This window comes from Streptosporangium brasiliense (assembly GCF_030811595.1).
Taxonomy (GTDB): domain Bacteria; phylum Actinomycetota; class Actinomycetes; order Streptosporangiales; family Streptosporangiaceae; genus Streptosporangium; species Streptosporangium brasiliense.
Map to the genome: position 1 here is coordinate 5,065,784 of NZ_JAUSRB010000002.1, position 24,082 is coordinate 5,089,865.

At 72.4% G+C, this 24,082-nt stretch carries 24 protein-coding genes and 1 riboswitch; of the genes, 13 read left to right on the forward strand and 11 right to left on the reverse strand.

Going from position 1 to position 24,082, the window contains the following annotated elements:
* Positions 1 to 86: 86 nt before the first annotated feature.
* The 5 genes from J2S55_RS31720 to J2S55_RS31740 all read left to right on the forward strand — a co-directional run bounded on the left by J2S55_RS31720 (position 87) and on the right by J2S55_RS31740 (position 7,381).
* A complete protein-coding gene (locus tag J2S55_RS31720) occupies positions 87 to 1,124 on the forward strand; it encodes a Bug family tripartite tricarboxylate transporter substrate binding protein (protein ID WP_306868433.1) in 1,038 nt (345 codons plus the stop codon).
* Positions 1,123 to 1,322: riboswitch (cobalamin riboswitch) on the forward strand. Its footprint overlaps the gene before it by 2 nt.
* A 197-nt stretch (positions 1,323 to 1,519) precedes the next feature.
* Entirely contained in the window at positions 1,520 to 3,715 is a 2,196-nt protein-coding gene (locus tag J2S55_RS31725) for a ribonucleoside-diphosphate reductase subunit alpha (RefSeq protein WP_306868435.1), read from the forward strand.
* Positions 3,716 to 3,740: 25 nt separating this feature from the next.
* Positions 3,741 to 4,736 (forward strand): ribonucleotide-diphosphate reductase subunit beta, encoded by a 996-nt coding sequence (locus J2S55_RS31730; RefSeq protein ID WP_306868438.1) that lies wholly within the window; start codon positions 3,741 to 3,743, stop codon positions 4,734 to 4,736.
* A 60-nt stretch (positions 4,737 to 4,796) separates the two neighbouring features.
* Positions 4,797 to 5,852, forward strand: a complete 1,056-nt coding sequence (locus J2S55_RS31735; RefSeq protein WP_306868440.1) for a mechanosensitive ion channel family protein — start codon at positions 4,797 to 4,799, stop codon at positions 5,850 to 5,852.
* A gap of 935 nt (positions 5,853 to 6,787) precedes the next feature.
* Entirely contained in the window at positions 6,788 to 7,381 is a 594-nt protein-coding gene (locus tag J2S55_RS31740) for a hypothetical protein (RefSeq protein WP_306868442.1), read from the forward strand.
* 224 nt (positions 7,382 to 7,605) lie between these two features.
* On the opposite strand, the gene J2S55_RS31745 is transcribed toward J2S55_RS31740, so the two are convergent.
* Positions 7,606 to 9,177, reverse strand: coding sequence for a pentapeptide repeat-containing protein (locus tag J2S55_RS31745; protein WP_306868444.1), 1,572 nt, complete (start codon positions 9,175 to 9,177; stop codon positions 7,606 to 7,608).
* 187 nt (positions 9,178 to 9,364) lie between these two features.
* Here J2S55_RS31745 and J2S55_RS31750 point away from each other — a divergent pair, with 187 nt between their 5' ends.
* Positions 9,365 to 10,120 (forward strand): enoyl-CoA hydratase/isomerase family protein, encoded by a 756-nt coding sequence (locus tag J2S55_RS31750; RefSeq protein ID WP_306868446.1) that lies wholly within the window; start codon positions 9,365 to 9,367, stop codon positions 10,118 to 10,120.
* A 16-nt stretch (positions 10,121 to 10,136) separates the two neighbouring features.
* Here J2S55_RS31750 and J2S55_RS31755 read toward each other — a convergent pair whose 3' ends face one another.
* The 3 genes from J2S55_RS31755 to glgC all read right to left on the reverse strand — a co-directional run bounded on the left by J2S55_RS31755 (position 10,137) and on the right by glgC (position 12,678).
* Positions 10,137 to 10,511 carry a VOC family protein gene (locus tag J2S55_RS31755; RefSeq protein WP_306868448.1) on the reverse strand — a complete coding sequence of 125 codons (375 nt, stop codon included), beginning with the start codon at positions 10,509 to 10,511 and terminating at the stop codon, positions 10,137 to 10,139.
* 10 nt (positions 10,512 to 10,521) lie between these two features.
* Complete coding sequence (locus J2S55_RS31760) at positions 10,522 to 11,307, reverse strand: TetR/AcrR family transcriptional regulator (protein ID WP_306868450.1); 786 nt, start codon at positions 11,305 to 11,307, stop codon at positions 10,522 to 10,524.
* 144 nt (positions 11,308 to 11,451) lie between these two features.
* The gene (glgC, locus tag J2S55_RS31765) at positions 11,452 to 12,678 is read right to left on the reverse strand and encodes a glucose-1-phosphate adenylyltransferase (protein WP_306868451.1); all 1,227 of its coding nucleotides are present in this window, start codon (positions 12,676 to 12,678) and stop codon (positions 11,452 to 11,454) included.
* A 48-nt stretch (positions 12,679 to 12,726) separates the two neighbouring features.
* Here glgC and glgA point away from each other — a divergent pair, with 48 nt between their 5' ends.
* Positions 12,727 to 13,905, forward strand: coding sequence for a glycogen synthase (gene glgA / locus J2S55_RS31770; RefSeq protein WP_306868453.1), 1,179 nt, complete (start codon positions 12,727 to 12,729; stop codon positions 13,903 to 13,905).
* Between the two features lie 53 nt (positions 13,906 to 13,958).
* Here the strand turns inward: glgA and J2S55_RS31775 are convergent, their stop codons facing one another.
* Entirely contained in the window at positions 13,959 to 14,321 is a 363-nt protein-coding gene (locus J2S55_RS31775; RefSeq protein WP_306868455.1) for a PH domain-containing protein, read from the reverse strand.
* Positions 14,322 to 14,417: 96 nt separating this feature from the next.
* Here J2S55_RS31775 and pgeF point away from each other — a divergent pair, with 96 nt between their 5' ends.
* The gene (gene pgeF / locus J2S55_RS31780) at positions 14,418 to 15,104 is read left to right on the forward strand and encodes a peptidoglycan editing factor PgeF (protein ID WP_306875641.1); all 687 of its coding nucleotides are present in this window, start codon (positions 14,418 to 14,420) and stop codon (positions 15,102 to 15,104) included.
* Between the two features lie 140 nt (positions 15,105 to 15,244).
* Here pgeF and J2S55_RS31785 read toward each other — a convergent pair whose 3' ends face one another.
* The gene (locus J2S55_RS31785; RefSeq protein ID WP_306868456.1) at positions 15,245 to 16,036 is read right to left on the reverse strand and encodes a sirohydrochlorin chelatase; all 792 of its coding nucleotides are present in this window, start codon (positions 16,034 to 16,036) and stop codon (positions 15,245 to 15,247) included.
* A 321-nt stretch (positions 16,037 to 16,357) separates the two neighbouring features.
* Between J2S55_RS31785 and J2S55_RS31790 the strand changes: the two genes are divergently transcribed.
* Positions 16,358 to 16,741, forward strand: coding sequence for a hypothetical protein (locus J2S55_RS31790; RefSeq protein WP_306868458.1), 384 nt, complete (start codon positions 16,358 to 16,360; stop codon positions 16,739 to 16,741).
* 49 nt (positions 16,742 to 16,790) lie between these two features.
* Here the strand turns inward: J2S55_RS31790 and J2S55_RS31795 are convergent, their stop codons facing one another.
* A complete protein-coding gene (locus tag J2S55_RS31795; RefSeq protein ID WP_306868460.1) occupies positions 16,791 to 17,348 on the reverse strand; it encodes a GNAT family N-acetyltransferase in 558 nt (185 codons plus the stop codon).
* Between the two features lie 268 nt (positions 17,349 to 17,616).
* On the opposite strand from J2S55_RS31795, the gene J2S55_RS31800 reads away from it, so the two are divergent.
* Positions 17,617 to 18,768, forward strand: coding sequence for an alpha/beta hydrolase (locus J2S55_RS31800; RefSeq protein ID WP_306868461.1), 1,152 nt, complete (start codon positions 17,617 to 17,619; stop codon positions 18,766 to 18,768).
* Here the strand turns inward: J2S55_RS31800 and J2S55_RS31805 are convergent.
* Together J2S55_RS31805 and J2S55_RS31810 are read right to left on the reverse strand one after the other, a co-directional pair.
* Complete coding sequence (locus tag J2S55_RS31805) at positions 18,754 to 18,945, reverse strand: ferredoxin (RefSeq protein WP_306868463.1); 192 nt, start codon at positions 18,943 to 18,945, stop codon at positions 18,754 to 18,756. The genes J2S55_RS31800 and J2S55_RS31805 overlap by 15 nt on opposite strands.
* Before the next feature lie 11 nt (positions 18,946 to 18,956).
* Positions 18,957 to 20,156: a cytochrome P450 gene (locus J2S55_RS31810; RefSeq protein ID WP_306868465.1), complete on the reverse strand. Its 1,200-nt coding sequence runs from the start codon at positions 20,154 to 20,156 to the stop codon at positions 18,957 to 18,959.
* Positions 20,157 to 20,265: 109 nt separating this feature from the next.
* On the opposite strand from J2S55_RS31810, the gene J2S55_RS31815 reads away from it, so the two are divergent.
* Both J2S55_RS31815 and J2S55_RS31820 read left to right on the forward strand, forming a co-directional pair.
* A complete protein-coding gene (locus J2S55_RS31815) occupies positions 20,266 to 20,934 on the forward strand; it encodes a TetR/AcrR family transcriptional regulator (RefSeq protein WP_306868467.1) in 669 nt (222 codons plus the stop codon).
* 143 nt (positions 20,935 to 21,077) lie between these two features.
* Positions 21,078 to 21,620: a hypothetical protein gene (locus J2S55_RS31820; RefSeq protein ID WP_306868469.1), complete on the forward strand. Its 543-nt coding sequence runs from the start codon at positions 21,078 to 21,080 to the stop codon at positions 21,618 to 21,620.
* Positions 21,621 to 21,637: 17 nt separating this feature from the next.
* On the opposite strand, the gene J2S55_RS31825 is transcribed toward J2S55_RS31820, so the two are convergent.
* Positions 21,638 to 22,072: an Lrp/AsnC family transcriptional regulator gene (locus tag J2S55_RS31825; protein ID WP_306868471.1), complete on the reverse strand. Its 435-nt coding sequence runs from the start codon at positions 22,070 to 22,072 to the stop codon at positions 21,638 to 21,640.
* Positions 22,073 to 22,213: 141 nt separating this feature from the next.
* Between J2S55_RS31825 and J2S55_RS31830 the strand changes: the two genes are divergently transcribed.
* Positions 22,214 to 23,068, forward strand: a complete 855-nt coding sequence (locus J2S55_RS31830) for a tryptophan 2,3-dioxygenase (protein ID WP_306868473.1) — start codon at positions 22,214 to 22,216, stop codon at positions 23,066 to 23,068.
* Between the two features lie 57 nt (positions 23,069 to 23,125).
* Here J2S55_RS31830 and J2S55_RS31835 read toward each other — a convergent pair whose 3' ends face one another.
* A complete protein-coding gene (locus J2S55_RS31835) occupies positions 23,126 to 24,064 on the reverse strand; it encodes a LysR family transcriptional regulator (RefSeq protein WP_306868474.1) in 939 nt (312 codons plus the stop codon).
* Positions 24,065 to 24,082: the final 18 nt, after the last annotated feature.

A 24,082-nucleotide genomic window follows, 5' to 3' on the forward strand; every position in this document is an offset into this window, starting at 1 on the left:
TGATGGCAGTAAGACCCCCCAATGTGTGACACAAAGTGACGTGTCTGTAACCTGAAGTATTGGGGGGTCTGGGGGAAGGGGCGCTTATGTACCGTAGGCGGTTCTTCGCGCTCGCCCTGGGGGTCATGGTCGCCGGCGGCTGCGGTGGCTGCGGCGGGGCGGCGGACCCCCGCGTGCCGCTGGCGGGACGGCTGACCGTCATCGCGCCCGCCGCCCGCGGGCAGGGCTGGGACCGGGCCGCCCGCGCGCTGGCCGCGGTGCTGACCGGCGACGGGCTGGCGCGGAAGGTCGAGGTGGGCAACTACCCGGGCAGCCTGGGCGCCGCCGCGCTGGGGGCGTTCGCCGCCGCCCACGACCCGTTCACGTACGCGGGCAGGCTGCTGCTCACCGGGATGCCGATGGTGGCCGGCGCGGAGATCGCCAACACCGCCTCCGTGGTGGAGTCCACCACCCCCCTGGCCCGCCTGGTCGGCGACTGGGCGGCCCTGGTCGTCCCGGAGAACTCCCGCCTGCGCACCTTCGAGAACCTCGCCGCGGTGCTCCGCCGCGACCCGGCCGGGCTGACGGTGGGCGGCCGGATGGAGGGCGGCTCCGACCACGTGCTCTACGGCATGATCGGCAAATGCCTGGGGGTGGACACCCGGCTGCTGGACTACGCCGGCTACTCCAGCGGGGCCGAGGGCGTGCACGCCCTCCACGACGGCAGGGTGGCCGCGCTGCTGGGCTCCGCCCGCTCCTTCGTGCCCGAGATCGCCGAGGGCCGGCTGCGGCCGCTGGTGGTCTCCTCCGCCGAGCGGATCGACGGGATCGACGCCCCGACGCTGATGGAGCTGGACGTCCGGCTGGAGTACACCGACTGGTGCGGCGTGCTCGGCCCCCGCGGCATGAGCTCCGACGACAGGGACGTGGCCGTCGCCCTGTGCGACCGCGTCGACGCCTCGTCCCGCTGGCGGGCGATCTGCGCGGCCAACGGCTGGAACCGGGTCTATCTGAGCGGGGACGACTTCCGCCAGTGGCTCGTCACGGAGACGCGCCGGACCCGGGAAGTGCTCGACGAGCTCGGACTGCTGAGCACCATCGGCACAAGCTGTTGGGGTAGTTGCGTCCGGCAGCACTACATGTAGGATCCTGCTCGTTGCTGGTTCGCCCCTCTGGGGGTGAGGCAAGAGGGAACCCGGTGAGATTCCGGGACTGCCCCGCAGCGGTGAACGGGAACGAAAGCCGTCATGGAGCACTGGGCGCACCTGCCTGGGAAGCGACGGCCGGTAGGCATGCGCCAGACGCCCGTGAGTCCGAAGACCTGCCGGCGACGTGTGGAGAGGGAGCCGAGCCGGGCACCGAGGGACGCGTGGAGCGGCCCGGAGCGTGCCGGGTGAGGCGGACCCGACCACGGAGATCGTTCAGGGCCTCGAGGGAGGGCCCGCGTGATGAGGCGTCCGGCGTGCCCGGGGCCGTTCTCTGCGCGTGCGCCCTTCCGGCGAGAGCCGTACGGGGAATTCGAGCGCGCGAGGGGTAGCACGTGACACAGACCTTGGTCGACGTCGCCAAGGAGACCGGCAACGGCCCGGTCGACCGCCGGCTGGCCATCGAGGAGGCCGCCGCCCGGGTGATCGCCGACCCGGAGAACTCCAAGATCGCCGCTGGGCTGCTGGCGGAGCTGATCGCCGAGGAGGCCGCCGGGCACGGCGTCCGGACCTTCTCCGAGTCCGTCGCCGCGACCCACGCGGCCGGGCTGATCCAGGACGGGCTGGCCGCCTTCGTGGCCGCCAACGCCGCGGCGCTGGACGCGCTGGTGGACGGGGCGGCCGACGGCCGGTTCGAATACTTCGGGCTGCGCACGGTCTACGACCGCTACCTGCTGCGCCACCCGCAGACCCGCAAGGTCCTGGAGCGCCCGCAGCACTTCTTCCTCCGGGTGGCCTGCGGCCTGTCGGAGACGGTGGAGGAGGCCGGCGAGCTCTACGCGCTCATGTCCACCCTGTCCTACCTGCCGAGCTCGCCCACCCTGTTCAACTCCGGCTCGCGCAGGCCCCAGCTGTCGTCCTGCTTCCTGCTCGACTCGCCCCGTGACGAGCTGGAGGCGATCTACGAGCGCTACGGGCAGGTCGCGCGGCTGTCGAAGTACGCCGGCGGGATCGGCATCTCCTGGACCCGGGTCCGCTCGCGGGGCTCGCTGATCCGGGGCACCAACGGCCACTCCAACGGCATCGTGCCGTGGCTGCGCACGCTGGACTCCAGCGTCGCCGCGGTCAACCAGGGCGGCCGCCGCAAGGGCGCGGCCTGCGTCTACCTGGAGACCTGGCACGCCGACATCGAGGAGTTCCTCGAACTGCGCGACAACACCGGCGAGGAGGCCCGCCGCACGCACAACCTGAACCTGGCCAACTGGATCCCCGACGAGTTCATGCGCCGGGTCGAGGCCGACGGCATGTGGTCGCTGTTCGACCCCAAGGAGGTCCCGCACCTCACCGACCTGTACGGCGCCGCCTTCGACGAGGCCTACCGGGCCGCCGAGGCCGAGGGCCGCTCCGTCAAGCAGATCCCGGCCCGGTCCCTGTACGGCCGGATGATGCGCACCCTGGCCCAGACCGGCAACGGCTGGATGACCTTCAAGGACGCCGCCAACCGGACCTCCAACCAGACGGCCCGCCCGGAGAACGTCATCCACCTGTCGAACCTCTGCACCGAGATCCTGGAGGTCACCAACGACGCCGAGACGGCCGTCTGCAACCTGGGCTCGATCAATCTCGCCGCCCACCTGGACGGCCAGGACGTCGACTGGCCGCGGCTGCGCCGGACCGTCCGCACCGCCGTGCGGTTCCTGGACCGGACCATCGACCTGGGCTTCTACCCGACCCCGGAGGCCGAGGCGGCCAACCGGAAGTGGCGGCCGATCGGCCTGGGCGTGATGGGCCTGGCGGATGTGTTCTTCACGCTGCGGCTGCCGTTCGACTCCCCGCAGGCGCTGGAGCTGTCCACCCGCATCTCCGAGGAGATCGCGCTGGCCGCCTACGGCACCTCCGCGGACCTGGCCGTCGAGCGGGGCCGCCACCCCTCCTACGACGAGACCAGGGCCGCCGGCGGCGTGCTCCACCCCGACCACTACGGGGCCGGCGGCTCGCCGGAGTGGACGCGCCTCAGGGAGCGGATCGCCGAGTCCGGCCTCCGCAACTCGTTGATGATCGCGATCGCGCCCACGGCCACCATCGCCTCCATCGCGGGCTGCTACGAGTGCATCGAGCCCCAGGTCTCCAACGTCTTCAAGCGCGAGACCCTGTCGGGAGAGTTCCTCCAGGTCAACCGCTATCTGGTCCGTGACCTGCAGGCCCGGGGCCGGTGGACCCCGCAGATCCGGGACGCGATCAAGCGGGCCGACGGCTCCGTCCAGGACGTCCCCGGCATGCCCGACGACCTCAAGGCGCTCTACCGGACCGCCTGGGAGCTGCCGCAGAAGGCGCTGATCGACCTGGCCGCGGCGCGCACGCCGTACATCGACCAGTCGCAGTCGCTGAACCTGTTCATGGCCACGCCGACCATCGGCAAGCTCTCCTCGATGTACGCCTACGCGTGGAAGTCCGGCCTCAAGACCACCTACTACCTGCGCTCCCGGCCGGCGACCCGGATCGCGCAGACCACCGTGGCCCAGGCCGCGCCCGACGCGGAGGCCGTCGCGTGCTCGCTGGAGAACCCCGAGTACTGCGAAGCCTGCCAGTAGCCACCTCCCCGAAAGGCACTCCCTGATGCTGCTCGACCCTGGCATGGACCTCACCCTGAGGCCCATGCGCTACCCGGAGTTCTACGAGCGCTACCGGGCCGCGATCCGCAACACCTGGACCGTCGAGGAGGTGGACCTCAACTCCGACCTGGCGGACCTGGCGAAGATGACGCCGGAGGAGCGCCACCTGATCAACCGCCTCGTCGCGTTCTTCGCGACCGGCGACTCGATCGTGGCCAACAACCTGGTGCTCAACCTCTACCAGCACGTCAACGCGCCCGAGGCGCGCCTGTATCTCAGCAGGCAGCTCTTCGAGGAGGCGGTGCACGTCCAGTTCTACCTGACCCTGCTGGACACCTACCTGCCCGACCACGACGAGCGGGTCAAGGCCTTCGCCGCGGTCGAGCACATCCCCTCGATCCGGGACAAGGCCGAGTTCTGCTTCCGGTGGATCGACTCGCTCGGCGGGCTCGACAGGCTGGAGTCGCAGGACGACCGGCGGGCGTTCCTGCTCAACCTGATCTGCTTCGCCGCGTGCATCGAGGGGCTGTTCTTCTACGGCGCCTTCGCCTATGTCTACTGGTTCCGCTCCAGGGGCCTGCTGGGCGGCCTGGCCACCGGGACGAACTGGGTCTTCCGCGACGAGTCCATGCACATGGAGTTCGCCTTCAGCGTGGTGGACACCGTGCGGGCCGAGGAGCCGGAGCTGTTCGACGACAAGCTCGGCGCGCAGGTCACCCAGATGATCGAGGAGGCGGTGGAGGCCGAGCTCGCCTTCGCGGCCGACCTGTGCGGCGACGGCCTGTCCGGGATGAGCGTGGGCCAGATGCGGCAGTACCTGGAGTACGTGGCCGACCAGCGCCTGGTCCGGCTCCGGCTCCCCGTCCGGTACGGCACCGCCAACCCGTTCGCGTTCATGGAGTTGCAGGACGTGCAGGAGTTGGCCAACTTCTTCGAACGGCGTGTCTCTGCCTATCAGGTAGCCGTTGAGGGGAATGTGACTTTCGACGAGGCGTTCTGATTACACGATGGATCCCCGGGCACGCCGTCTGGTAACGGACGACAAAGGGGGACGCCGTCAGTGTCCAGATGGATCATCCTGCTCGGTTCCATGCTGGCCGCCGCCGCGTGTGTGGAGATGGTGCGGCGGGCACTGAGATGGAGGTTGATCGGGGAGAAGTGGGTTCTCGCCGCTCCGCTCGTGCGCCGCTGCACCTGGCCCGGGTTCGCCACGGCGGTCGTGGTGACCGCCAACACGCTCTACCGGCCGAGCATGGCCGAGGGGCAGGTCGGCGGAGTGATCGACCAGATGCTCAGCCTGGCCATGATCGGATGCGTCACCTGGCTGGTCATCCAGGCCGCCTACGCGGTCACCGACGTGGTCCTGGAGCGCCTGGTCGTCGTCCAGGGCGAGCGCAACCGGCGGGCCCGCCGGATCCGCACCCAGATCACCCTGGTCCGCCGGGTGGCCACGGCGGTGGTCGTCGTGCTGGCGATGGGCGCGATGCTCTTCACCTTCCCGCAGGTGCGCGCGCTCGGCGCCGGACTGCTGGCCTCGGCCGGCATCGCCGGCGTGGTCGTCGGCGTCGCGGCCCAGTCCACCCTGGGCAACCTGCTCGCCGGGCTGCAACTGGCCTTCAGCGACGCGCTCCGGCTGGACGACGTCGTCGTGGTCGAGGACGAGTGGGGCCGGATCGAGGAGCTCACCCTCACCTACGTGGTGCTGCGCCTGTGGGACGAGCGCAGGCTGGTGCTGCCGGTCTCCTACTTCACGACCAACCCGTTCGAGAACTGGACCCGGCACGGCAGCCGGGTGATCGGTGCGGTGATCCTCCGCCTGGACTGGTCGGTCCCGGTGGAGGAGTTGCGCGCCGAGCTCTACCGTGCCCTGCGCGAGCACCCGCTCTGGGACCAGAAGGACTGGGTCCTCCAGGTCGTCGACACCCTCCCCGGCGGGCTGCTGGAGCTGCGCGCCCTGATGAGCGCCGCCGACTCGCCCAGCGCCTGGGACCTCAAGTGCGACATCCGCGAGCACATGGTGAAGTTCGTCCGGGAGAAATACCCCGAGTCGATGCCCCGCTTCCGGGTGGTGGAGCAGCGCGAGCCGCTGTCCGGACTCGGGCTGGGGGAGCACTGAGGCCCGTCCGGCTCGACCGCCCCCTCGACGTCGCCGGGGCCGGCACCGCCAACGGGAGCAACGTCCTCATCCGGGACTGCCTGTGGCCGTACATCCCCAGCCAGGAGTGGAAGACCGTCGCCTGAGGGGTCCGCTGGTAACGCCGCGGGAAACAGCGGATACGCGGGCCAGCGGCCCGCCGTCCGGGTGGTGTTCGAAGGCCCTTCGAGGGCTCCGACCCGCGTATCCGTCGGAAATCTCACCCGTACCGCCGGGACTCCTTGTCCTCGGCGGAGGTCTGCTCCGCGATCGGGCCGGCAGGCGCGGCCGCGGAGCGCGGGGCGGTGAGGGATTGCGGGTCCGAGGTCGGCCTGGGATCGAAGGTCGTCTCCGGCGCGGGGGTCGCGGTGGGTTGAGGAGTGGGGCAGGTGTTCGGGGTGGGTGTGGGTGAGGGGACGGGTGTCGGAACGGGTGAGGGGCACGCGGTGGGGGTCGCGGTGGGTTGAGGAGTGGGGCAGGTGTTCGGGGTGGGTGTGGGTGAGGGGACGGGTGTCGGGGCGGGTGAGGGGCACGTGGTGGGGGTCGCGGTGGGGCGAGGGGTGGGGGTCGGGCACGCGCTCGGGGTAGGTGAGGGGACGGGCGTCGGAACGGGTGAGGGGCACGCGGTCGGGGCCGCCTGCGCGGGACCGGCCAAGCCCAATGGGCCGACCAGGACGGTCAGGGCCGCGATCAGCGCGAGTACCACCGCAGACCAAGTGATCTTCTTGGTGTTCATGGCCCTCGATTCTGATGGGCCGCGACAGGCCTGGCGTCACCCGCGCGGGTGAGCGGCCGTGATCTACGTGATGACACGGCGCGGCCGGCACGCCGTCCGGAGCGGTCGTATTTACCTGACAGCGCGCAACATCTCCGAGGTTCCGCGCGTCGAAGTAGTCATGAACTCACGCACTGGACGCATGAGCAGCTTGAGGGCCCGCCGATTCCGAGCCTGGGTGAGCACCGCCGCCCTCGCCGCCGCACTGGCGACGATCCCGGGCGCAGGCGTCGCCGACGCGGCCACCGGGGAGAGCGCGCCGGCACAGGCCACCGCCACCGCGGGGAAGACCGGCCAGGCCACCGGCCGGCTCGACCGGGTCGACTGGGCGGCCGTGGTGGAGCCGGCGCTGAACTGTCCTGAGCCGGGGCCGGATGCCCCCTGGTACGTCGTGCGCGCCCGCGTCGCTGCCGTCGGCGACCTCACCCGTGACCGGTGGCGCGAGACCGTCGTCGTGTCGTCGTGCCCGAGCCCGACGTCGAGCAATCCCCTGACCGCCTTCGTCTACGACGGGGCCTCCGGCCGCTCGGCCCCCCACCTGCTCGGGAGGCTCGGCGGGAACCGCTACTTCAAGTCCCTTACGGCCACGATCGGCGACGGGCGGGTGCACCTGCGCGGCAGGGCGGTCAGCCGTCAGGCCCCCAACTGCTGCCCGGATCTGATCGTCAGCCAGACCTACGCGTGGAACGGCACGAAGTTCCGCAGGACAGCCGAGAAGGTGACCCGCATCTCCTGAGCCCATGCCCCGCATCTCGCGGGCAGCCCATGCCCCGCATCTCGCCGGCGCGGTCACCCGCCGGATCTCGCCGATCCCGGCCTCGCCCTCCACCGCCAGGCCCTCCGCCGGATCCGCCCGCCCCGGATCCGGATCCGGCCGCCCCGGGTCCGAGGGCCGGGGCCGGGGGAGTCCGGCGGCTCCGGTCCGGCCGGGGGCCCGGATCCGGATCCGGGCCCGGGACGCTAGGAGGGGCCGGCCGGGCGCAGCACCCGGGCGGCCCCGGCGATCAGGGCGGTGGCCAGGATCCAGCCGGAGGCGACCAGGGTCCAGGCCAGCCACTGGGTCCAGCCGACCGGCTCCCACGCCGCCCGCTGCTCGAAGACGCTCACCGGGACGAGCAGGTCCAGCGTGTAGACGAACGGCTGGAAGCTCCGCACCTCGTCCGGGTCGATCTGCGCCGGGGGCACGGCGGCGAAGACCGCGGTGCCCGTGGTCAGCAGGACCGCCACCCAGAACCCGGCCAGCCAGGGGCGGTAGCCGTAGCCGACGACGAGGTCGAGCAGCCGGCCCCAGATCTTCCCGGTGGGCCTGAGCGTGCGGCGGCGGCGGCGCTGCTTGGCCAGCAGCACCCGGCGGGCGTCCGGCTCGTGGCCGATCCGCCGGAACCAGGTGGCGAGCTGCTCGTACGGCTGCGGCTTGTAGCCGTCCGGGTCCCGCCCGAGCCAGTCGAGCCGTTGGGCCACCGTCCAGTCACCCCGTAGCGACTCGTAGGTCAGCCCGGTGAGCTGGACCCGGTCCGGATAGGCGGCGGGGTTGTCGAGCAGGACGCCGAGCCGGGAGTAGCCGAGGTTGACCTCCCCTTCGATGGAGGCCGGGTTCAAGATCAGCTCCTCCACCTGGGCGTGGCTCAGGTGGAGCACCCGGTCGGGGGCCTCCAGCGTGGCCCCGTCGAAGGAGAGCACGCCGTTGACGCGCGCGCCGCGCAGCCGGATGGTGCCCGTCGCGGTGAACCCCGCGCTGAACTCCGCCGCCCCGGCCTCCATGAAGTCGGCGTGCACGGCGTGCGGGCCGGTCGCGGTGACGACCGACCGCTGCAGGTAGATCCCGCCGTTGAACTTCGCGCCGATGAGCCTGAGCCCGCCGGTGACGCGCATGTCACGCAGGAACGCCCCGCCCTCCACGGTCAGTCCGCCGGCCCACACCGCCCACCGGCTCTGGTCGTGGCCCCGCTCCAGCATCTCCGCCTCGGCGAACGGCCGCCGGATGTCCTCCAGCCGGCTCTCGCTCGCCCTGGACTGCTCGCCGGGGGCGTACAGACGCGATCTGGAGAGCCGGAACTGGCCCGTCACGTGCGCGTTGTCCAGCCGGATCCCGCTGCGGACCGTGGAGCCGTCGAACTCCAGCAGGCCGTTGACCGTGCACCTGGCGGCCCGGACCCGCTCCAGCTCGCACCCCCGGAACCGCACCCCCGTGGTGGTGGCGTCGGTGAGGGAGACGATCTCGGGGAGGTAGCAGTTGAGCATGTGGAGCTTGCCGGTGAGGGTGGCGTCGGACAGGTCGAGCACTCCGGTCACCCGGGCGCCCGCCAGCCGCAGGCCGGCGGTCCTGCCCGGTTCGGGCTCGCGCGCGCCGAGCAGGAGCGCGGCGACGACCTCCGCCCGGACCGTCCGCTCCGGCCCCCACTCCTGGCCGCCGGCCGGGTCGTCGGCCTCCTTGTCCCCGGTCCGCAGGTCCACCCAGGTGCCTGCCGGGTAGGCCTCCCAGACCCGCCGCTCGGCGGGGCTCAGCCGGCCGAACGGCCGCGTCAGTCGCATCGGGGCCCTCTCATGATCCGCGCTCCCCACGGCGCCCGCCGCCCCCGCCGGGGCGGGCGCGGCCAAGGGCCGGACGGCGGGTGGGAACGGTCACGGCGGGGATGGGTGGCTGCGAACATCCGGCCTCTCTGGCTTGGGGGGTGATCTGCCCGCACGGTCTGGGTGATGTCCCGGGAGAATCTATCTCGTGCAGATCTCTGATGGTTTCGAGCTGTCCGTCGACCGCCACGTCGCCACGTTGCGGATCAACCGCCCCGACAAGCGCAACGCGATGAGCGCGGCCATGTGGCGGGCGCTGCCCGGCCTGCTCGTGCCGCTGGCGGGCGATCCCGGGGTGCGCGTCCTGGTGCTGACCGGCGCGGGCGGGACCTTCTGCTCCGGGGCGGACATCTCCGAGATCGCCGGGCTCTCCGACGCCGGTGACGACACGGGGCTGACCGTCGCCGCGGAGCGGGCGCTCGCGACGTTCCCCAAGCCGGTGATCGCGATGATCGAGGGCTTCTGCGTCGGCGGCGGCTGCCAGCTCGCCCTCGCCTGCGACCTGCGCCTGGCCGCCGACGACGCCCGCTTCGGCATCACCCCGGCCAAGCTCGGCATCGTCTACCCGCTGAGCTCCACCCGCCGCCTGGTCGACCTCGTCGGCCCGTCGGCCGCCAAGCTCCTGCTCTACTCCGCCGACCTCATCGACGCCGGCCGGGCACTGCGCACTGGTCTGGTGGACGAGGTCCACGCCTCCGCCGAGCTGTCCGGGCGCGTGTACGGCCTGGCCCGCACCCTGGCCGGGCGCTCCCAGCTCACCCTGGCCGCGACCAAGGAGATCGTGGACGGCCGGGCCGACGAGGCACGCGTGCGCCGGTGGCAGAAGGAGTCGCGCGAGGAGGTCGCCGAGGGCGTCGCCGCCTTCCTGGAGCGCCGCCCGCCCCGGTTCACCTGGTCCCCCTGACCGCCGGGGCGCCGTCTCACTCGGGGGACATGACCTCGTAGAGATTGCCGGTCTCGTCGGCGAAGAACAGGCCGCGGGGGCAGAGCGGGTGGTCGATCCGGCCGTTGGCGGGGTCGGCGGGGCTGCTGCCGTACGGCACGCCGCCCTCCTGGAGACGGGCGAGGATCCCGTCGAAGGCGGCGGGGTCGACGTCGAAGGCCAGGTGGTGCCCCTCGGGGTCGTCGACGGTCAGGTAGTCGAGGGTGAGGGAGGGGTTGACCCGGACGGGCGCGAAGTGACCGCGCGAGCCGGCGGGCGGCAGGCACTCCAGTCCCATGACGTCGGCGAAGAACCGCGCGGCCCGCTCGTTGTCGACGGCGGGGACGATGGTGTGGTTCAGGGTGACGGGCATGGTGCTCCTCTCAGTTCAGGGCGCCGTGCACGAACACGGTCACGAGGTCGTCGTTGCTCACCTGGGGGCCGCCCAGCGGGCGCCGGGTGCTGGACATCAGCAGGTGGAGGAAGATCGTCGCCAGGCGCTCCGGAGGGAGGCGCAGCGCGTCGCGCTCGGGCTCGAACAGCTCGGTCAGCGCCTCGTGGGTCCGGCGCATCGACTCCTCGCGGTCCAGCGGATGGGCCCGGGCCCGCGGGTCCGGGGAGGCGCTCTCGCCCGCCGGGCCGGGTCCGGCCGCCTGGCCGGCCCCGGTCCCTTCGGCGGCCTGCCCGGCCGTGGGCGTCCCGGCCGTGGGGTCGGTCGGCGGGCCGGCCGTACGGCCGGCGGGGGTCTCCGGGACAGGCCCGGCGGGAGCGCCGGCGGGAGGCGGGGTGCGACGGTCGCGGGAGCGGCGGTGGCCCGAGGCGTGCAGGGCGCCGAGGACGGTGCCGATCCGCGCCGTGTGCGCCTGCAGGGCGTCGGCGGCCTCGGTCAGGCGGGCGGCCAGCGGCTGGTCCAGGGGGATCTCGGCGAGCTGGTCCAGCACGTGGTCGGGGCGGAGCGCCTCGACCACGCAGGCGTCCAGCAGTCCGTCCTTGTCGGTGAACGCCCGGAAGATCGTGGCCTCGCCGATCCCGGCGGCCCGTGCGATCTGGCTGGTGGTGACGGCGCCGCCGTACTCGGCGACGAGGGGGAGCGCGGCCCGTACGATCATGTGCCGCCGCCGCTCCAGGCTCATTCCCGGCGCGCGCCGCCGGGTGGGTGGGGTCTCCATGCGTCCATCATCGGAGTGAGTACTCACTCCGTCAATCGATTATGCGGACGTCGACGACGGCGGAGGATGCGCGCCGGCCGTCGGGGGGGGGGGGGGGGGGGGGGAGACCTCCCCGCCCGGTGGCTCACCGGGCGGGGACGGGGCTCACCGCTCGACGATCTCGTTCTTGCCGATGACCACGATGCCGTTGCGGGTCACCGCGAAACGGCTGCGGTCGTATTCGAGGTCGAAGCCGATCCGGGCGCCGTCCGGAATGATCACGTTCTTGTCGATGATGGCCTTGCGGACGATGGCGCCCCGGCCCACCTTCACGTTGCCCATCAGCACCGAGTCCTCGACCACGGAGTGGGAGTGCATCACCACGCCCGGGGAGAGGATGGAGCGCTCGGCCAGGCCGCCGGAGACGATCACGCCGGCGGAGACCAGCGAGTCGACCGCCCGGCCGACCCGGTCGCCCTCGTTGTGCACGAACTTCGCCGGCGGGAGCGGGTCGTGGCCGGTGTAGATCGGCCACTGGCTGTTGTAGAGGTTGAAGACCGGGTGCGCCGAGATGAGGTCCATGTGGGCCTCGTAGTAGGCGTCCAGGGTCCCGACGTCCCGCCAGTAGCCCCGGTCCCGCTCGGTGGAGCCCGGCACGATGTTGTCGGCGAAGTCGTAGACCTCGGCGCTGCCCGCCTTCACCATCATCGGGATGATGTTGCCGCCCAGGTCGTGCTTGCTGGTGGGGTCGAGCGCGTCCTCCCGGAGCGCGTCGAGCATCGCCTGGGTCTTGAAGACGTAGTTGCCCATCGAGGCGTACACCTGGTCGGGGGCGTCCGGCAGGCCCACCGCGTTCTTGGGCTTCTCGCGGAAGGCGACGATCCGCCGTCCCGCGGGGTCGGTCTCGATCACCCCGAACTGGTCGGCCAGCGACAGCGGCTGCCGGATCGCCGCCACGGTCACATCTGCGCCGGACTCGACGTGCTGCTCCACCATCTGCCGGGGGTCCATCCGGTAGATGTGGTCGGCGCCGAACACGATGACGTGGTCGGGCATCTCGTCGTAGATCAGGTTCAGGTTCTGGAACAGGGCGTCGGCCGACCCGGAGAACCAGTGCGGCCCCAGCCGTTGCTGGGCGGGGACCGGCGTGACGTAGTTGCCCAGCATCGCCGACAGCCGCCAGGTTCGGGAGATGTGCCGGTCGAGGCTGTGGTTCTTGTACTGTGTCAGCACGACGATCTGCAGATAGTGACCGTTGGCCAGGTTCGACAGCACGAAGTCGACGAGCCGGTATATCCCCCCGAACGGCACTGCGGGCTTGGCCCGGTCAGCCGTCAGCGGCATCAGTCGCTTGCCTTCACCGCCGGCGAGCACGATCGCGAGGACTCTCATACCAGGACCTTAACCTGGTGCGCAGGACTGAAACACTACGCTGATCACATGCGCGTTGATCTGCTGAGCCGTGAGTACCCGCCCGAGGTGTACGGCGGCGCCGGAGTCCATGTCGAATACCTCGCCCGGGAGCTGCGCCGGCTGGCCGACACCCGGGTCCGCTGCTTCGGAGCGTTACGGTCCGAGCAGGGCGTCGAGGCGTACCAGGTGCCCGGCGGGCTGGCGACGGCCAACGCCGCGCTCCAGGTCCTGGGCGTGGACCTGGAGATGGCCGCCGGCTGCGCGGGCGCCGACCTGGTGCACAGCCACACGTGGTACGCCAATTTCGCGGGTCACGTGGCCAAGATGCTGTACGGCACGCCGCACGTGGTGACCACGCACAGCCTGGAGCCGCTGCGGCCGTGGAAGGCCGAGCAGCTCGGCGGCGGTTACACACTGTCATCATGGGCCGAGCGGAGCGCGCTGGCGAGCGCGGACGCGATCATCGCCGTGTCGGAGGGGATGCGGCGCGACGTGCTCACCAGTTACCCGGAGATACCGGCGGAAAAAGTTACGGTCATCCACAACGGGATCGACACCGGCGAGTACGCCCCCGACCGGGGCACCGGCGTCCTGGAGCGGCACGGCATCGACCCCGGCCGGCCCTACGTCGTGTTCGTGGGGCGGATCACCCGGCAGAAGGGCCTGGTCCACCTGCTCCACGCGGCCCGGGACTTCCACCCCGACGCCCAGCTGGTGCTCTGCGCGGGCGCGCCCGACACCCCCGAGATCGCCGCCGAGGTCACCGCGCTCGTCCAGGGGCTGGACCGGGCCGGCGTCGTCTGGATCTCGGAGATGCTCCCGCGGCCCGAGGTGATCCAGATCCTCACCCACGCGACCGTGTTCGTCTGCCCGTCGATCTACGAGCCGATGGGCATCGTGAACCTGGAGGCCATGGCCTGCGAGACGGCCGTCGTGGCCACCGCCACCGGGGGCATCCCCGAGGTCGTCGCCGACGGCTCGACCGGCCTGCTGGTCCCGATCGACCAGTCCGCGGCCGACGGCACCCCCGATGACCCCGAGCGGTTCGCCGCGGACCTGGCCGGGCGGGTCAACCGGCTGCTGGCCGATCCGGCGCTGGCCGCGGAGATGGGCAGGGCCGGGCGGGTCCGTGCCGTGGAGCACTTCTCCTGGCCGCGGATCGCCGAGCGGACCATGGACCTCTACCGGTCGGTCGCCCGGCCCTGACCGTGCGGCGGCGAGGGCCGCCGTCCGGGCCCACGGGACGGGGCCGCCCGGGCCTACGAGATGAAGTGGAGGATCACGTTGTGCACGTGGTGGGCCTTGTTGTCGCCCCGGAACTCCACCTCGTAGGTGTGGGTGCCCACGTGGATGGCGATGGCACCGGAGGAGAAGAACGAGCCCGCGATGGACTTGTTGCTCACCACGCTGACCGCTGAGACCTTCCCGTAGGGGATGCTCGTGATGGCGATCTTCTTGCCCACGAAGGACTTGTCCTGCACGATCACACGCTTGTCGGTGAGGCCCAGGAAGCCGGTCCCCGCGCCGATGGCGTCGTAGACGGCGATGATCTGCTCACCGGGCATCAGCCCGCTCTCGATCTGCTGGAGCTGTTCCTTCCGGTCGTACACGACCTGTGCCATGTCGCTCGCAATCTCTCGGGGATCTGCGTACTCATGCAACGTACGTCCCGAGAAGACGGTTCCTGGGGCGGGTAGGGTCGGGCCGTGAGCTTTCAGATGAGGATCACCGATCGCCACGGCGGCGTCAGCGCCGAGCCGTACGGCAGCCGCAACCTCGGGGGCCTGTGCGGCGACGACCCCGGGGCGGTCGCCGCGAACCGGGCCAGGACCGCGGCCGAGTTCGGCCTGGAGCGGGTCGTGTTCATGCGGCAGGTCCACAGCGCCGACGTCCGATACGTGAGTGAGCCGTTCGGCGACGACCCGCCGCCGCTGGACGGGGTCTTCACCGACGTGCCCGGTCTCGGCCTGGCCGCGCTCTGCGCCGACTGCGCCCCCGTCCTGCTGGCCGACCCGCGGGCCGGTCTGGTCGGGGCGGCGCACTCCGGCCGGGTCGGCACCGTCCTCGGAGTGGTCCCGGCGCTGGTCGCGGCGATGGCCGGGCGCGGCGCCGACCCGGCGGGGATGACCGCCCTGATCGGTCCGATGGCCTGCGGAAGCTGCTACGAGGTCCCCGCCGAGCTGCGCGCGGAGGTCGCGGCGGTCATCCCCGAGGCGTGGTCGATCACCCGCCAGGACACCCCCGCCCTCGACCTGCGCGCCGCGATCACCTCGCAGCTCGCCAAGGCGGGCGTCGGCGAGGTCACCCACGACACCCGCTGCACCATCGAGACCCCCGACCTGTTCTCCCACCGAAGGGACCACCGGACCGGCCGTTTCGCGGGCTACGTCTGGCTGGAGGGCTGAGGCCCGGCGGCGCACGGGTCCTGCCCGGAGCGCGGTCCACCGTGCTCCGGGCACGGCGTGCGGCGGGCCCGGCCGCCGGGCCCCGGGCCGGTCCCTCTGAGGGGCGCGGATCCCCGCCACCCGCCAGAGGGAGCCCCACGTCAGTCCTCGGCCAGGACGCTCCCGTAGGCACGGGCGGCGAGGTCGGCGATGAGGTCGTGCGCGCCGAGGAGATCGGCGCACTCGGCCCCGATCTCCGCCGCCGCCCCCGCGACCAGGCCGGGATCGATCTCCGGGCCGACGGCGCACGGGGACAGGGCGATGCGCTGGGCGCCGATCTGGCGCATCCGCTCGGCCGCCTCGGCGACGCTCGGCGCGCTGTCCAGGGAGGCGACCACCACGGGGAGCGTCAGGCGGGAGGCCAGCAGCACCGCCGTCGGCTGCGCGGCCGAGGCCGCGTTCTCGCCGCCGACCGTGACGAGGATGACCGCGTCGACCGGGCTGGAGACGTTGAGCAGCCGCATCCGGTCGGCTCTGGCCAGGTCCTTCTCCGCGAGCCGGATGTGCAGGGCCTCGGCGAGCAGCGGGTGCGGGCCGAGGTGGTCGGTGACCGTCACCGACGCCCCGCTCGTCTCGACGGCGGTGGCGATCAGCCGGTCGGCGACCGGGTGCGGGCCGGTCAGGATCGGCACCACGATGGCGGCGACGCCGTCCCCCGGGCGCTCGCGGGCGGCCGCCTCCAGCTCGGCGGTCAGCGCTTTGCCGTCCTCGCCGAGACCGGCCAGGCGGACCTCGATCTGCGGGTTGTCCCCCCGTATCAGGGCCGCTAGCTCGGCGACGGCGCCTGTCGCGTCACCGAGGGCGGCCAGCACCAGCGCGGGTGCCTCGGGCGGGAGCTGGGAGGGCACGGGCCTGCGGTGCCGGCCGGAGGGCCGGACGGCGCGTCCGCGCACTGGGAGGATGGAACTCTCACTCACATGCGCGGACTCTAGGCCCATTTTGCTCACTTTGTAGTGAAAAATGGCCGCAATTCCGTCACGACATCCCCGCAGGCGGGGATTCCCGTCGCGCAGGGCGGCGGAGCGGTGTCCGGGACCGCCCTCCGCCGGGCTGTCCCCCGGCCGCTGGGGCACGGGCCGGGCATCCGGGTACGCGCCCGAGGGGCGGGTACGCCGAGCGGAGTAGCCGGGTCTGCGACGAGCGTCGGATGCCACGGCCGGGGGAGCACGGGACCCTGGGGCGAGATCGTTCCCGAGGAAGAGGTGGCTCCGGTGGTGTCCGAGGTCGTTCAGGCGGACCGCACAGTCGTCGTGCTGCGGGCCGTCAGCGCGCTGTACGGGGTGGCGGTCCTGGTCCAGGCGGTGACCGCCGGACAGCTGCTGAGCGGCGGCGCCGCCGGGGCGCACGGCGCCGGCGCGGCGGCCGTGCACCTGCTGGGCCTGGCCCAGCTCGTGGTCGCCGTCCTGCTCTGGCGGCCGGGCCGGGGACCGGGCCGGCCCGCGCTCGCCAGCCTGGTCCTGCTGCTGGCCGGCTTCGCCCAGTCCGCGCTCGGCGGCGCCGGCGGCACCGCGCTGCACGTCCCGCTGGGCATGGCGCTGTTCGGCGGTGTCGTCGCCATGACGGTCTGGGTGTGGACGTTCGGCGGGCACCGGGGATGACCTTCCCGGCCGGGGCGCCGTCCCGATGGGTGCCGGGGAACCTGCCGGGTCAGACGTCCCGGTGGCCTTCCCACTCGTCCTCCAGGGCCGAGTGGACGATGGAGTCGCGCCAGGCGCCGCGGGCCCGCACGTGGTGCCTGATCCTGCCCTCCTCGACCATCCCGGCGACCAGCATCGCGAGCTGGGCGGCGGTGTTGGCGGGGGAGCGGGCTCCCCAGATGCGGTGCAGGCGCAGGTGCCGGAAGCCGAACATCAGCATCAGCCGGATCAGGTCGGTGCCCATGCCCCGGCCCCAGTGGTCGGGACGGAGGCCGAGGCCGATCTCCGCGCTGTGCGGGTGGTCGGCCTCGATGTGCAGCCGGGCGACGCCGATGGCCTCGTCGCCGTCCAGATCGATCACCGCGAGCACGTACAGTCGCCGGGGCTCGGCCTGCGCCGCCTCCAGCGCCTGGGCGACTATCTCCTCGACCTCCTCGTGGGTGCGCGGGTCGAACGGCAGATGCTCGGTGGCGGTGGGGTCGCCGTAGACGGCGTGCAGCGCGTCCACGTCCTCGGCCGTGACTTCTCTCAGCCCGAGTCTCTTACCGGAGATCTGAACGTGACGCATGCGCAGACGCTAACGCCTCAGGAGTCCCAGGGCTAGAGATCGTTCTGTCCGACAACTATGCCAAAGACGGCAAATGTCGCTTTACTCCCGGTCAGGGGGCGGGTGGTGCCGTCAGGCGGAACGGCGGGTGGTGCCGCCAGGCGGAACGGCGGGCGGGACCGAGGGCGGGGACGGGTCGGAGGCGGGCGGGGGACGGTCCCCGGCGTGTGCTCACGGCCGCCGTCATGGCCGGTGAGGGATCCGGTGAGGGATGGAGCAGAATAAGTGAATGATCCCTCCGGTCCCCAACGTGCTCGTGACCACCGGCCCGGGCCTGGTCGCCGACCTCCGGCTCCTCACGGAGGTGGCCGACCGCGAGTTCGCCGCCCTCGGTGTCAACGGGAAGGTCTCCCCGGCCTCCGACCTGCCCGCTCTGCGGGCGGCGCTGGAGTTCCCCGGCGCCCTCGTCGTCCTCCCCGGCCCCGGACCCGAGGCCCGGAGCCTGGTCTCCGGGCACCCCCGCGCGGTCTGGCTGGACCTGGAGAGATCCGTCGCCCCCGGCCCTCCTGCCCGCGACCCGGCGGGCGCCCACCTGCACGGACGGGGGATCTGGGGGCTGACGTGGGCGATCAGGCATGCCGTGCACCGGCTGCGGTGGCCGGCGCGGCGGATCGCCTACGGCGACCACCCCGACCAGTGGGCGGAGGTGCGGCCGCCGCACGGGGACGGCGCAGCTCCGCCCGTCGCGGTGCTGCTGCACGGCGGCTACTGGCGCTCGATCTGGGGCGCGGACCTGATGGACGCGCTCTGCGTCGACCTGGCCGAGCGGGGGTTCGCCGCCTGGAACCTCGAATACCGCCGTCCCGATCTGCACGGCTGGGCCGCGACCACCGAGGACGTCGCCCGGGCGATCGCCCTCGCGGCCGGGAGCACGCCGGGGCCGGTCGTGGCGATCGGCCACTCGGCGGGCGGGCAGCTCGCCCTCCGCGCCGCCGCCGACGACCCCCGGATCACACTGGCCGTCTCCCTGGCCGGAGTGCTCGACCTGGTGGAGGGCGACCGCAGGCAGCTCAGCTCCGGCGCGGTCGCCGCGGCGCTCGGCGGGTCCGCGGCCGAGGCGCCCGAGGTCTACCGGCGTTCCAGCCCGATGGAGCGGCTCCCCCTGGGCGTGCCCCAGCTCATCGTGCAGGGCGGCGGCGACGACCTCGACCTGGTCGACCTGGGCAGGCGCTACGCGCGGGCCGCCCAGGCCTCGGGTGACGAGGTGACCTACCTCGAAATGTCGGGTGACCACTTCGACGTCATCGATCCCGCCTCCCCGATCTGGCGCGCGACGGCCGGAGTGATCGCCGACCGCACGTCCCCGGACCCGCTCCGCGGGCCCGGGGACGGCCCGCGCGCCGCGCAGGCCACCGATCCCGCGCCGTCAGGCCAGGGATAGGGCTCCCGACGGGCACAGGTGCACGGCGCGGCGGACCGCCGCGTCCATGGAGGCGGGCGGGTCGGCCTGCAGCAGGACCACGGTGCCCTCCTCCTCGCTCTGGTCGAAGACCTCCGGCACGGTGAGAGCGCACATACCGGCTCCGACGCAGCGGTCGGTGTCCGCGTTGATCTTCATGATCCGTTCTCCTACCAGGTGACCGGGAGCCGGTGCACGCCGTAGATGGTCATATTGGAACGCATGGGCACCTCCTCCGGAGGCACCGCCAGGCGCAGGCCCGGGAAGCGGCGCAGCAGCGCCGGATAGGCGATGCGCATCTCGACCCGGGCGAGTTGCTGGCCCAGACACTGGTGTATGCCGTGGCCGAAGGTGAGATGACCCGTCGGAGGCCGGGTGACGTCGAGGGTACCGGGATCGTCGAACCGCTCGGGATCGCGGTTGGCCGCCGGCAGCGAGAACGCCACCGACTCCCCGGCCTTGATCAATCGGCCGTCGAGCTCGACGTCCTCCAGCGCGGTCCGGACCGGGCCCATGTGGATGATCGTGAGATAGCGCAGGAGCTCCTCGACGGCGCTCTCGGCCACCGCCGGGTCGTCGCGGACCAGGGCGAGCTGGTCCGGGTTGCGCAGCAGCGCGAAGGTGCCGAGCGCGAGCATGTTCGCGGTCGTCTCGTGGCCGGCGACGAGCAGGAGCACCGCGACGCCGGTGAGCTCCTCGTCGTTGAGCTCCCCGCCCGCGGCGAGGGAGCCGAGCAGGTCGTCGGCCGGTTCGGCCCGCTTGCGGAGCACCAGCCCGTGCAGGTAGGCCATGAGGTCGGCCAGCGCCGCGGCCATCTGCTCGGCCGAGGAGTCGAGGTTCAGCAGCGCCGCCGAATCCCGCTGGAACTGCTCGCGGTCGGCGTACGGCACGCCGAGCAGCTCGCAGATCACCAGGGACGGGATCGGCAGGGCGAAGGACTGCACCAGGTCGACCGGCTGGGCGCTCCCCTCCATGGCGTCCAGGCAGTCGGAGGTGATCTTCTCGATCCTGGGTTCGAGCTGCCGCATCCGCCGCACCGTGAACTGCCCGGTCAGCAGCCGCCGGTAGCGGGTGTGCTCGGGCGCGTCCATCCGCAGGAAGAATCCCGGCAGCGTCCGCCGGTCCTCCTCCTGGAACAGCGGGTGGGCGACCGGCGGATGGTTGAGCTCGGTGCGGTTGCTGAAGCGGTTGTCGGCGAGCACGGCCCGCGCGGCGGCGTTGCCGGTCACCAGCCAGCCCAGATGCCCGTCGGCGAAGGTCATCCGGTGGAGCGCGCCCTGCTGCTGCCAGCGCAGCGCCTCCCCGGGCGGGTCGAAGGGGTGTTCGCGGACGAGGGGAAAGGTCACCGGGCGGGATGGGGCCTCGGTCATGGCGCAGCTCCTCGCAGGTAGACGACTGTTCTTCCATCCCCCACCAAACAACATCAGATGTAAATTTGCAATGGGTGAAGAAAAACTCCGGATGCAGTAAAGTACGTGCATGGTGGATGGTCTGGGGTTGCGGGAACGCAAGAAGCTGCGCACCCGCCGCGCGCTGATCGAGGCGGCCCTGCGCCTGTTCGAGGAGAAGGGCTACGAGGAGACCACCGTCGCCGAGATCGCCGCGGCGGCCGACATCTCGACGCGGACGTTCTTCAGTTACTTCGCCAGCAAGGAGGACGTGCTCTTCTTCGACGGCCAGGCGCGGGTCGACGCGATCATCGAGATGATCGCGCAACGGCGGGCCGAGGAGAGCGTGGTCGAGATCCTGCTCCGCGTGGCCGAGATGGGCATGCGCATGGCGGAGCGCGACGCGGTCATGGAGCTCGACCCCCTCCGCGTCCGCCTGATCATGTCGGTCCCGGCGCTCCAGGCGCGCGCGCTGCGACTGCTGTTCGACACCCAGCTCCAGATGGCCGAGGCGCTCCACCGGGTCTACCCCGAGGACATCGACCTCGTCGAGGCCGCCGCCGCCGTCGGCGCGCTCATCGGGGCGATGAAGCTCGCCATCATGGTCGGCCTGGACCGGGGCGACCCGCCGGCCCGGACATGGGCGGCGGCTCGCAGAGGCGTCGAGATCGCCATGCTGGGCCTGGGGTCGGTGGGCGTGCGGCCGGCCGGAGCGGGCGCCGCGGCACCGGGCCGGGAGCAGAGCCGGGCCACGGGGTGAGCCGGCGCCCCGGTGCCGCGCGGGAGCCCGCCGGCGGTCCGGGCAGCGGATGAATCCGCTGGTCCGGGCGGCGAGGGTGCGCCCGCCAGGGCCGGGGAGCTGATAGGTCTGGTGGTGCCCAGTCCCCATCGGCGAGCGAGAGCATGCCTGACAGCCGCGACCGTCCCGGCCCCCGCGACCTGCGGGCCGTCCTACGCCTGATCCGCCGCTACCGGCCGCCGGAGCGGCTGCTGTTCGGCGGCGTCTACGGCACGGTCCTGGCCAGCAGCGTGGCAGCCGCCCTGGACCGGGTCACCACCCCTCCCGACCCCGGATACGACGCGCTGTGGGTGCTGATCTCGGCGCTCGCGGCGGCCGCCGCCCACGGCTACGCGCACGCCATCGCCCGCCACACCGCCGCCGACGAGGCGGTCCCCGTCTACGCCGTCCGGTCGGTGCTGAAGGAGTGGCCGCTGGTCATGGCCGCCCTGCCTACCGTCGGCGCGCTGCTGGCGGCCTACGCGGGCTGGTGGCACGAGTACACCGCGGTCGACGTCATCCTGGTGTTCAACGCGCTCACGCTCTTCGGCTGGGGGGCGTGGGCCTCCCGGTCCGCAGGCGGCTCCTGGGCGAACGCGTGCCGGGTGGGATGCGTCGACATGCTGCTGGGCCTGTGCATCGTCGTCGCGAACACCCTGATCAAGTAGGGCGGTGCCGAGGATCGCTAGGCGGGGGAGAGCGGGCGCCAGGGGACCGGGCTGGAGAGCACCATCATGCTCGACGGGTGACCGTACGGCGCGAGCCGGTCGATCAGCTCCTCGAAGGCCGTCATCGAGGAGGCGGCCACCCGCAGCAGGCAGCAGGTGTCGCCGGTCACCCGGTGGACCTCCAGGATCTCCGGCCAGGCCAGCGCCTGTTCGTCGCGGAGCACGCAGCGCGGCCCGTAACACGACATCCTGATCAGCGCCGCCACCCCGCGCCCGGCCAGCGCCGGGTCGACCCGCGCGTGGTAGCCGGTGATCACTCCGGTCTCCTCCAGCCGCCGCACCCGCTCGGCCACCGCCGGGGCCGACATGTGGACCCGCCGAGACAGCTCGCTGTAGGACAGCCGCGCGTCACCCTGCAGCTCGGCCAGCAGTGCCCAGTCCATAGCGTCCATGTCACGCTCCGTCATCCCATAACCGGATCGGCCCAACGCCTTCCGTTCCGAAGGCTGGAGCCGATAAACGCCTTGTCCGTATTATTTCCGGACTTATCAATACGGACGACCATGGAGGTGAACAACCTCAAGGAGTAACCGATGACCAGCACCAGGCAGCTCAGCGAGCGAGACCGGCAGGAACGGGCCGCGGCCAACGATGGACTGCCCACGCTCGGGTTCGACGCGGCCACGCCGTACGACGACTACGTCGGCACCGCCACCCTCCACCGGCTCCAGCGCACCGTCACCGACGCCCCCGAGGAGCTCGCCTTCCTGGTCACCACCCAGGTGATGGAGCTCTACTTCGGCCTGCTCCGCTCGGAGTGGCAGCTGGCCCAGCGCCAGCTCGACGATGACGACGCCGCCGCGGCGACCGTGACGATCAAGCGTACGGTCCGCCACTTCGAGGCGCTCAACGCCGCGTGGGCCTCGCTCAGCTGGCTCACTCCCGCGCAGTTCAACCAGTTCCGCGACGCGCTCGGCGAGGCGTCGGGCTTCCAGTCGGCGCTCTACCGGCACGTGGAGTTCCTGCTCGGCAACAAGTCCGAGGCGCTCATCCGCCCGCACCGCCGCAACCCCGAGGCGCACCGGGAGCTCGTCGAGGCGCTGGCCCGGCCGAGCCTGTACGACTCGGTGCTCGCCTTCCTCGCCCGGCAGGGCCACGCGATCCCGCGGGCGGTGCTGGAGCGCGACCACGCCGCCGATTACGAGCCCCGCTCCGAGGTCGAGGCGGTCTGGGTCGAGGTGTACGGCGGGCCGCTCGCGCCGCTGGCCGACGCGCTGACCGACCTGGCCGAGCAGTTCTCCGACTGGCGTTACCGGCACCTCATGGCGGTGCGCCGGTCGATGGGGGCCAAGCCGGGCTCCGGCGGGTCGAGCGGCCTGAGCTGGCTGGAGCGGAGCATGCGGCGGGAGATCTTCCCCGAGCTCTGGACCGCGCGCACGCTGATGTGACGTGGGTGACGTGACGGCCTCCCCTCCCCGGCCGGGCGGCGGAGGCTCCACCTGCGGCTACCCGGCCGTCGCCCGGCCGGTGGGCCGCGGATGACGGCCGCCGGGCAGCGAGGAGCGCAGCGCGGCGGTGAAGGCGGCGACGGCCGGGTGGGAGGCGGCCCCCCGGCGGAAGGCGACCTGGGTGCGGCGGCGCATCGGCAGCTCGGTGAGCCGGACGCCGCCGGGCGGGTCGGCCGCCCCCAGCTCCGGCACCAGCGCGACGCCCTGGCCGACCGCGACCATCGCCAGCACGGTGGCGAAGTCGTCGATGTGGTGGCGGATCCTGGGGGCGAACCCGGCGGCCTGGCAGGCCCGCACCGTCATCGCGTGGCAGAGCGTGCCGGGCTTGGCGACGATCCAGGACGCGTCGCGCCGCCGGACCAGGCAGTCGCCGGGGTCGCCGGGCGGCAACGGGGAGTCGCCGCCGTCACCGGATGCGAGATACATGGGCTCCTCCAGCAGCGGCTCGGTGTCCAGGGCGAGGTCGGGGAGGGCGGGGACGAAGTCGTACTCGTGGACGAGGGCGACGTCCAGGTCGCCCGTCCGGAGCCGGGGGGCCACCTCGGCGGGGTCGATCTCGTCCACCATCGGCTCCAGCCCGGGATGGTCACGGGCCAGAGCGGCCAGGGCGGCGGGCAGGATCGTGCGGGTGGCGGTGGGGAAGGCGCCGACCCTGATGGCCCCGACCAGGCCCGTGTGCGCCGCCGCCAGCTCCGCCGAGGCCTGCTCCAGCCGTTCGAGCACGGCCTCGGCGTGCCCGACCAGCGCGACCCCCGCGGGGGTGAGCGTCACCCGGCGGCCGGTCCGCTCCAGCAGCGCCACCCCGGCCTCCCGCTCCAGCGCCGCGAGCTGCTGGGAGACGGCCGAGGGGGTGAACGTCATGGCCTCGGCGACCGCGGCGATCGTGCCCCGGTAGGACAGTTCGCGGAGCAGCCGGAGGCGTCGCACATCGAGCATCAGTTCAGCTTAACGGTT

Bases quoted from the DNA above. Each gene is read 5' to 3' on its own strand.
- J2S55_RS31720 (WP_306868433.1), top strand. From the start codon at position 87: ATGTACCGTAGGCGGTTCTTCGCGCTCGCCCTGGGGGTCATGGTCGCC.
- J2S55_RS31730 (WP_306868438.1), top strand. From the start codon at position 3,741: ATGCTGCTCGACCCTGGCATGGACCTCACCCTGAGGCCCATGCGCTAC.
- J2S55_RS31740 (WP_306868442.1), top strand. From the start codon at position 6,788: ATGAGCAGCTTGAGGGCCCGCCGATTCCGAGCCTGGGTGAGCACCGCC.
- J2S55_RS31745 (WP_306868444.1), bottom strand. From the start codon at position 9,177: ATGCGACTGACGCGGCCGTTCGGCCGGCTGAGCCCCGCCGAGCGGCGG.
- J2S55_RS31755 (WP_306868448.1), bottom strand. From the start codon at position 10,511: ATGCCCGTCACCCTGAACCACACCATCGTCCCCGCCGTCGACAACGAG.
- J2S55_RS31760 (WP_306868450.1), bottom strand. From the start codon at position 11,307: ATGGAGACCCCACCCACCCGGCGGCGCGCGCCGGGAATGAGCCTGGAG.
- glgC (WP_306868451.1), bottom strand. From the start codon at position 12,678: ATGAGAGTCCTCGCGATCGTGCTCGCCGGCGGTGAAGGCAAGCGACTG.
- glgA (WP_306868453.1), top strand. From the start codon at position 12,727: ATGCGCGTTGATCTGCTGAGCCGTGAGTACCCGCCCGAGGTGTACGGC.
- J2S55_RS31775 (WP_306868455.1), bottom strand. From the start codon at position 14,321: ATGGCACAGGTCGTGTACGACCGGAAGGAACAGCTCCAGCAGATCGAG.
- pgeF (WP_306875641.1), top strand. From the start codon at position 14,418: ATGAGGATCACCGATCGCCACGGCGGCGTCAGCGCCGAGCCGTACGGC.
- J2S55_RS31795 (WP_306868460.1), bottom strand. From the start codon at position 17,348: ATGCGTCACGTTCAGATCTCCGGTAAGAGACTCGGGCTGAGAGAAGTC.
- J2S55_RS31800 (WP_306868461.1), top strand. From the start codon at position 17,617: ATGATCCCTCCGGTCCCCAACGTGCTCGTGACCACCGGCCCGGGCCTG.
- J2S55_RS31805 (WP_306868463.1), bottom strand. From the start codon at position 18,945: ATGAAGATCAACGCGGACACCGACCGCTGCGTCGGAGCCGGTATGTGC.
- J2S55_RS31810 (WP_306868465.1), bottom strand. From the start codon at position 20,156: ATGACCGAGGCCCCATCCCGCCCGGTGACCTTTCCCCTCGTCCGCGAA.
- J2S55_RS31815 (WP_306868467.1), top strand. From the start codon at position 20,266: ATGGTGGATGGTCTGGGGTTGCGGGAACGCAAGAAGCTGCGCACCCGC.
- J2S55_RS31820 (WP_306868469.1), top strand. From the start codon at position 21,078: ATGCCTGACAGCCGCGACCGTCCCGGCCCCCGCGACCTGCGGGCCGTC.
- J2S55_RS31825 (WP_306868471.1), bottom strand. From the start codon at position 22,072: ATGGACGCTATGGACTGGGCACTGCTGGCCGAGCTGCAGGGTGACGCG.
- J2S55_RS31830 (WP_306868473.1), top strand. From the start codon at position 22,214: ATGACCAGCACCAGGCAGCTCAGCGAGCGAGACCGGCAGGAACGGGCC.
- J2S55_RS31835 (WP_306868474.1), bottom strand. From the start codon at position 24,064: ATGCTCGATGTGCGACGCCTCCGGCTGCTCCGCGAACTGTCCTACCGG.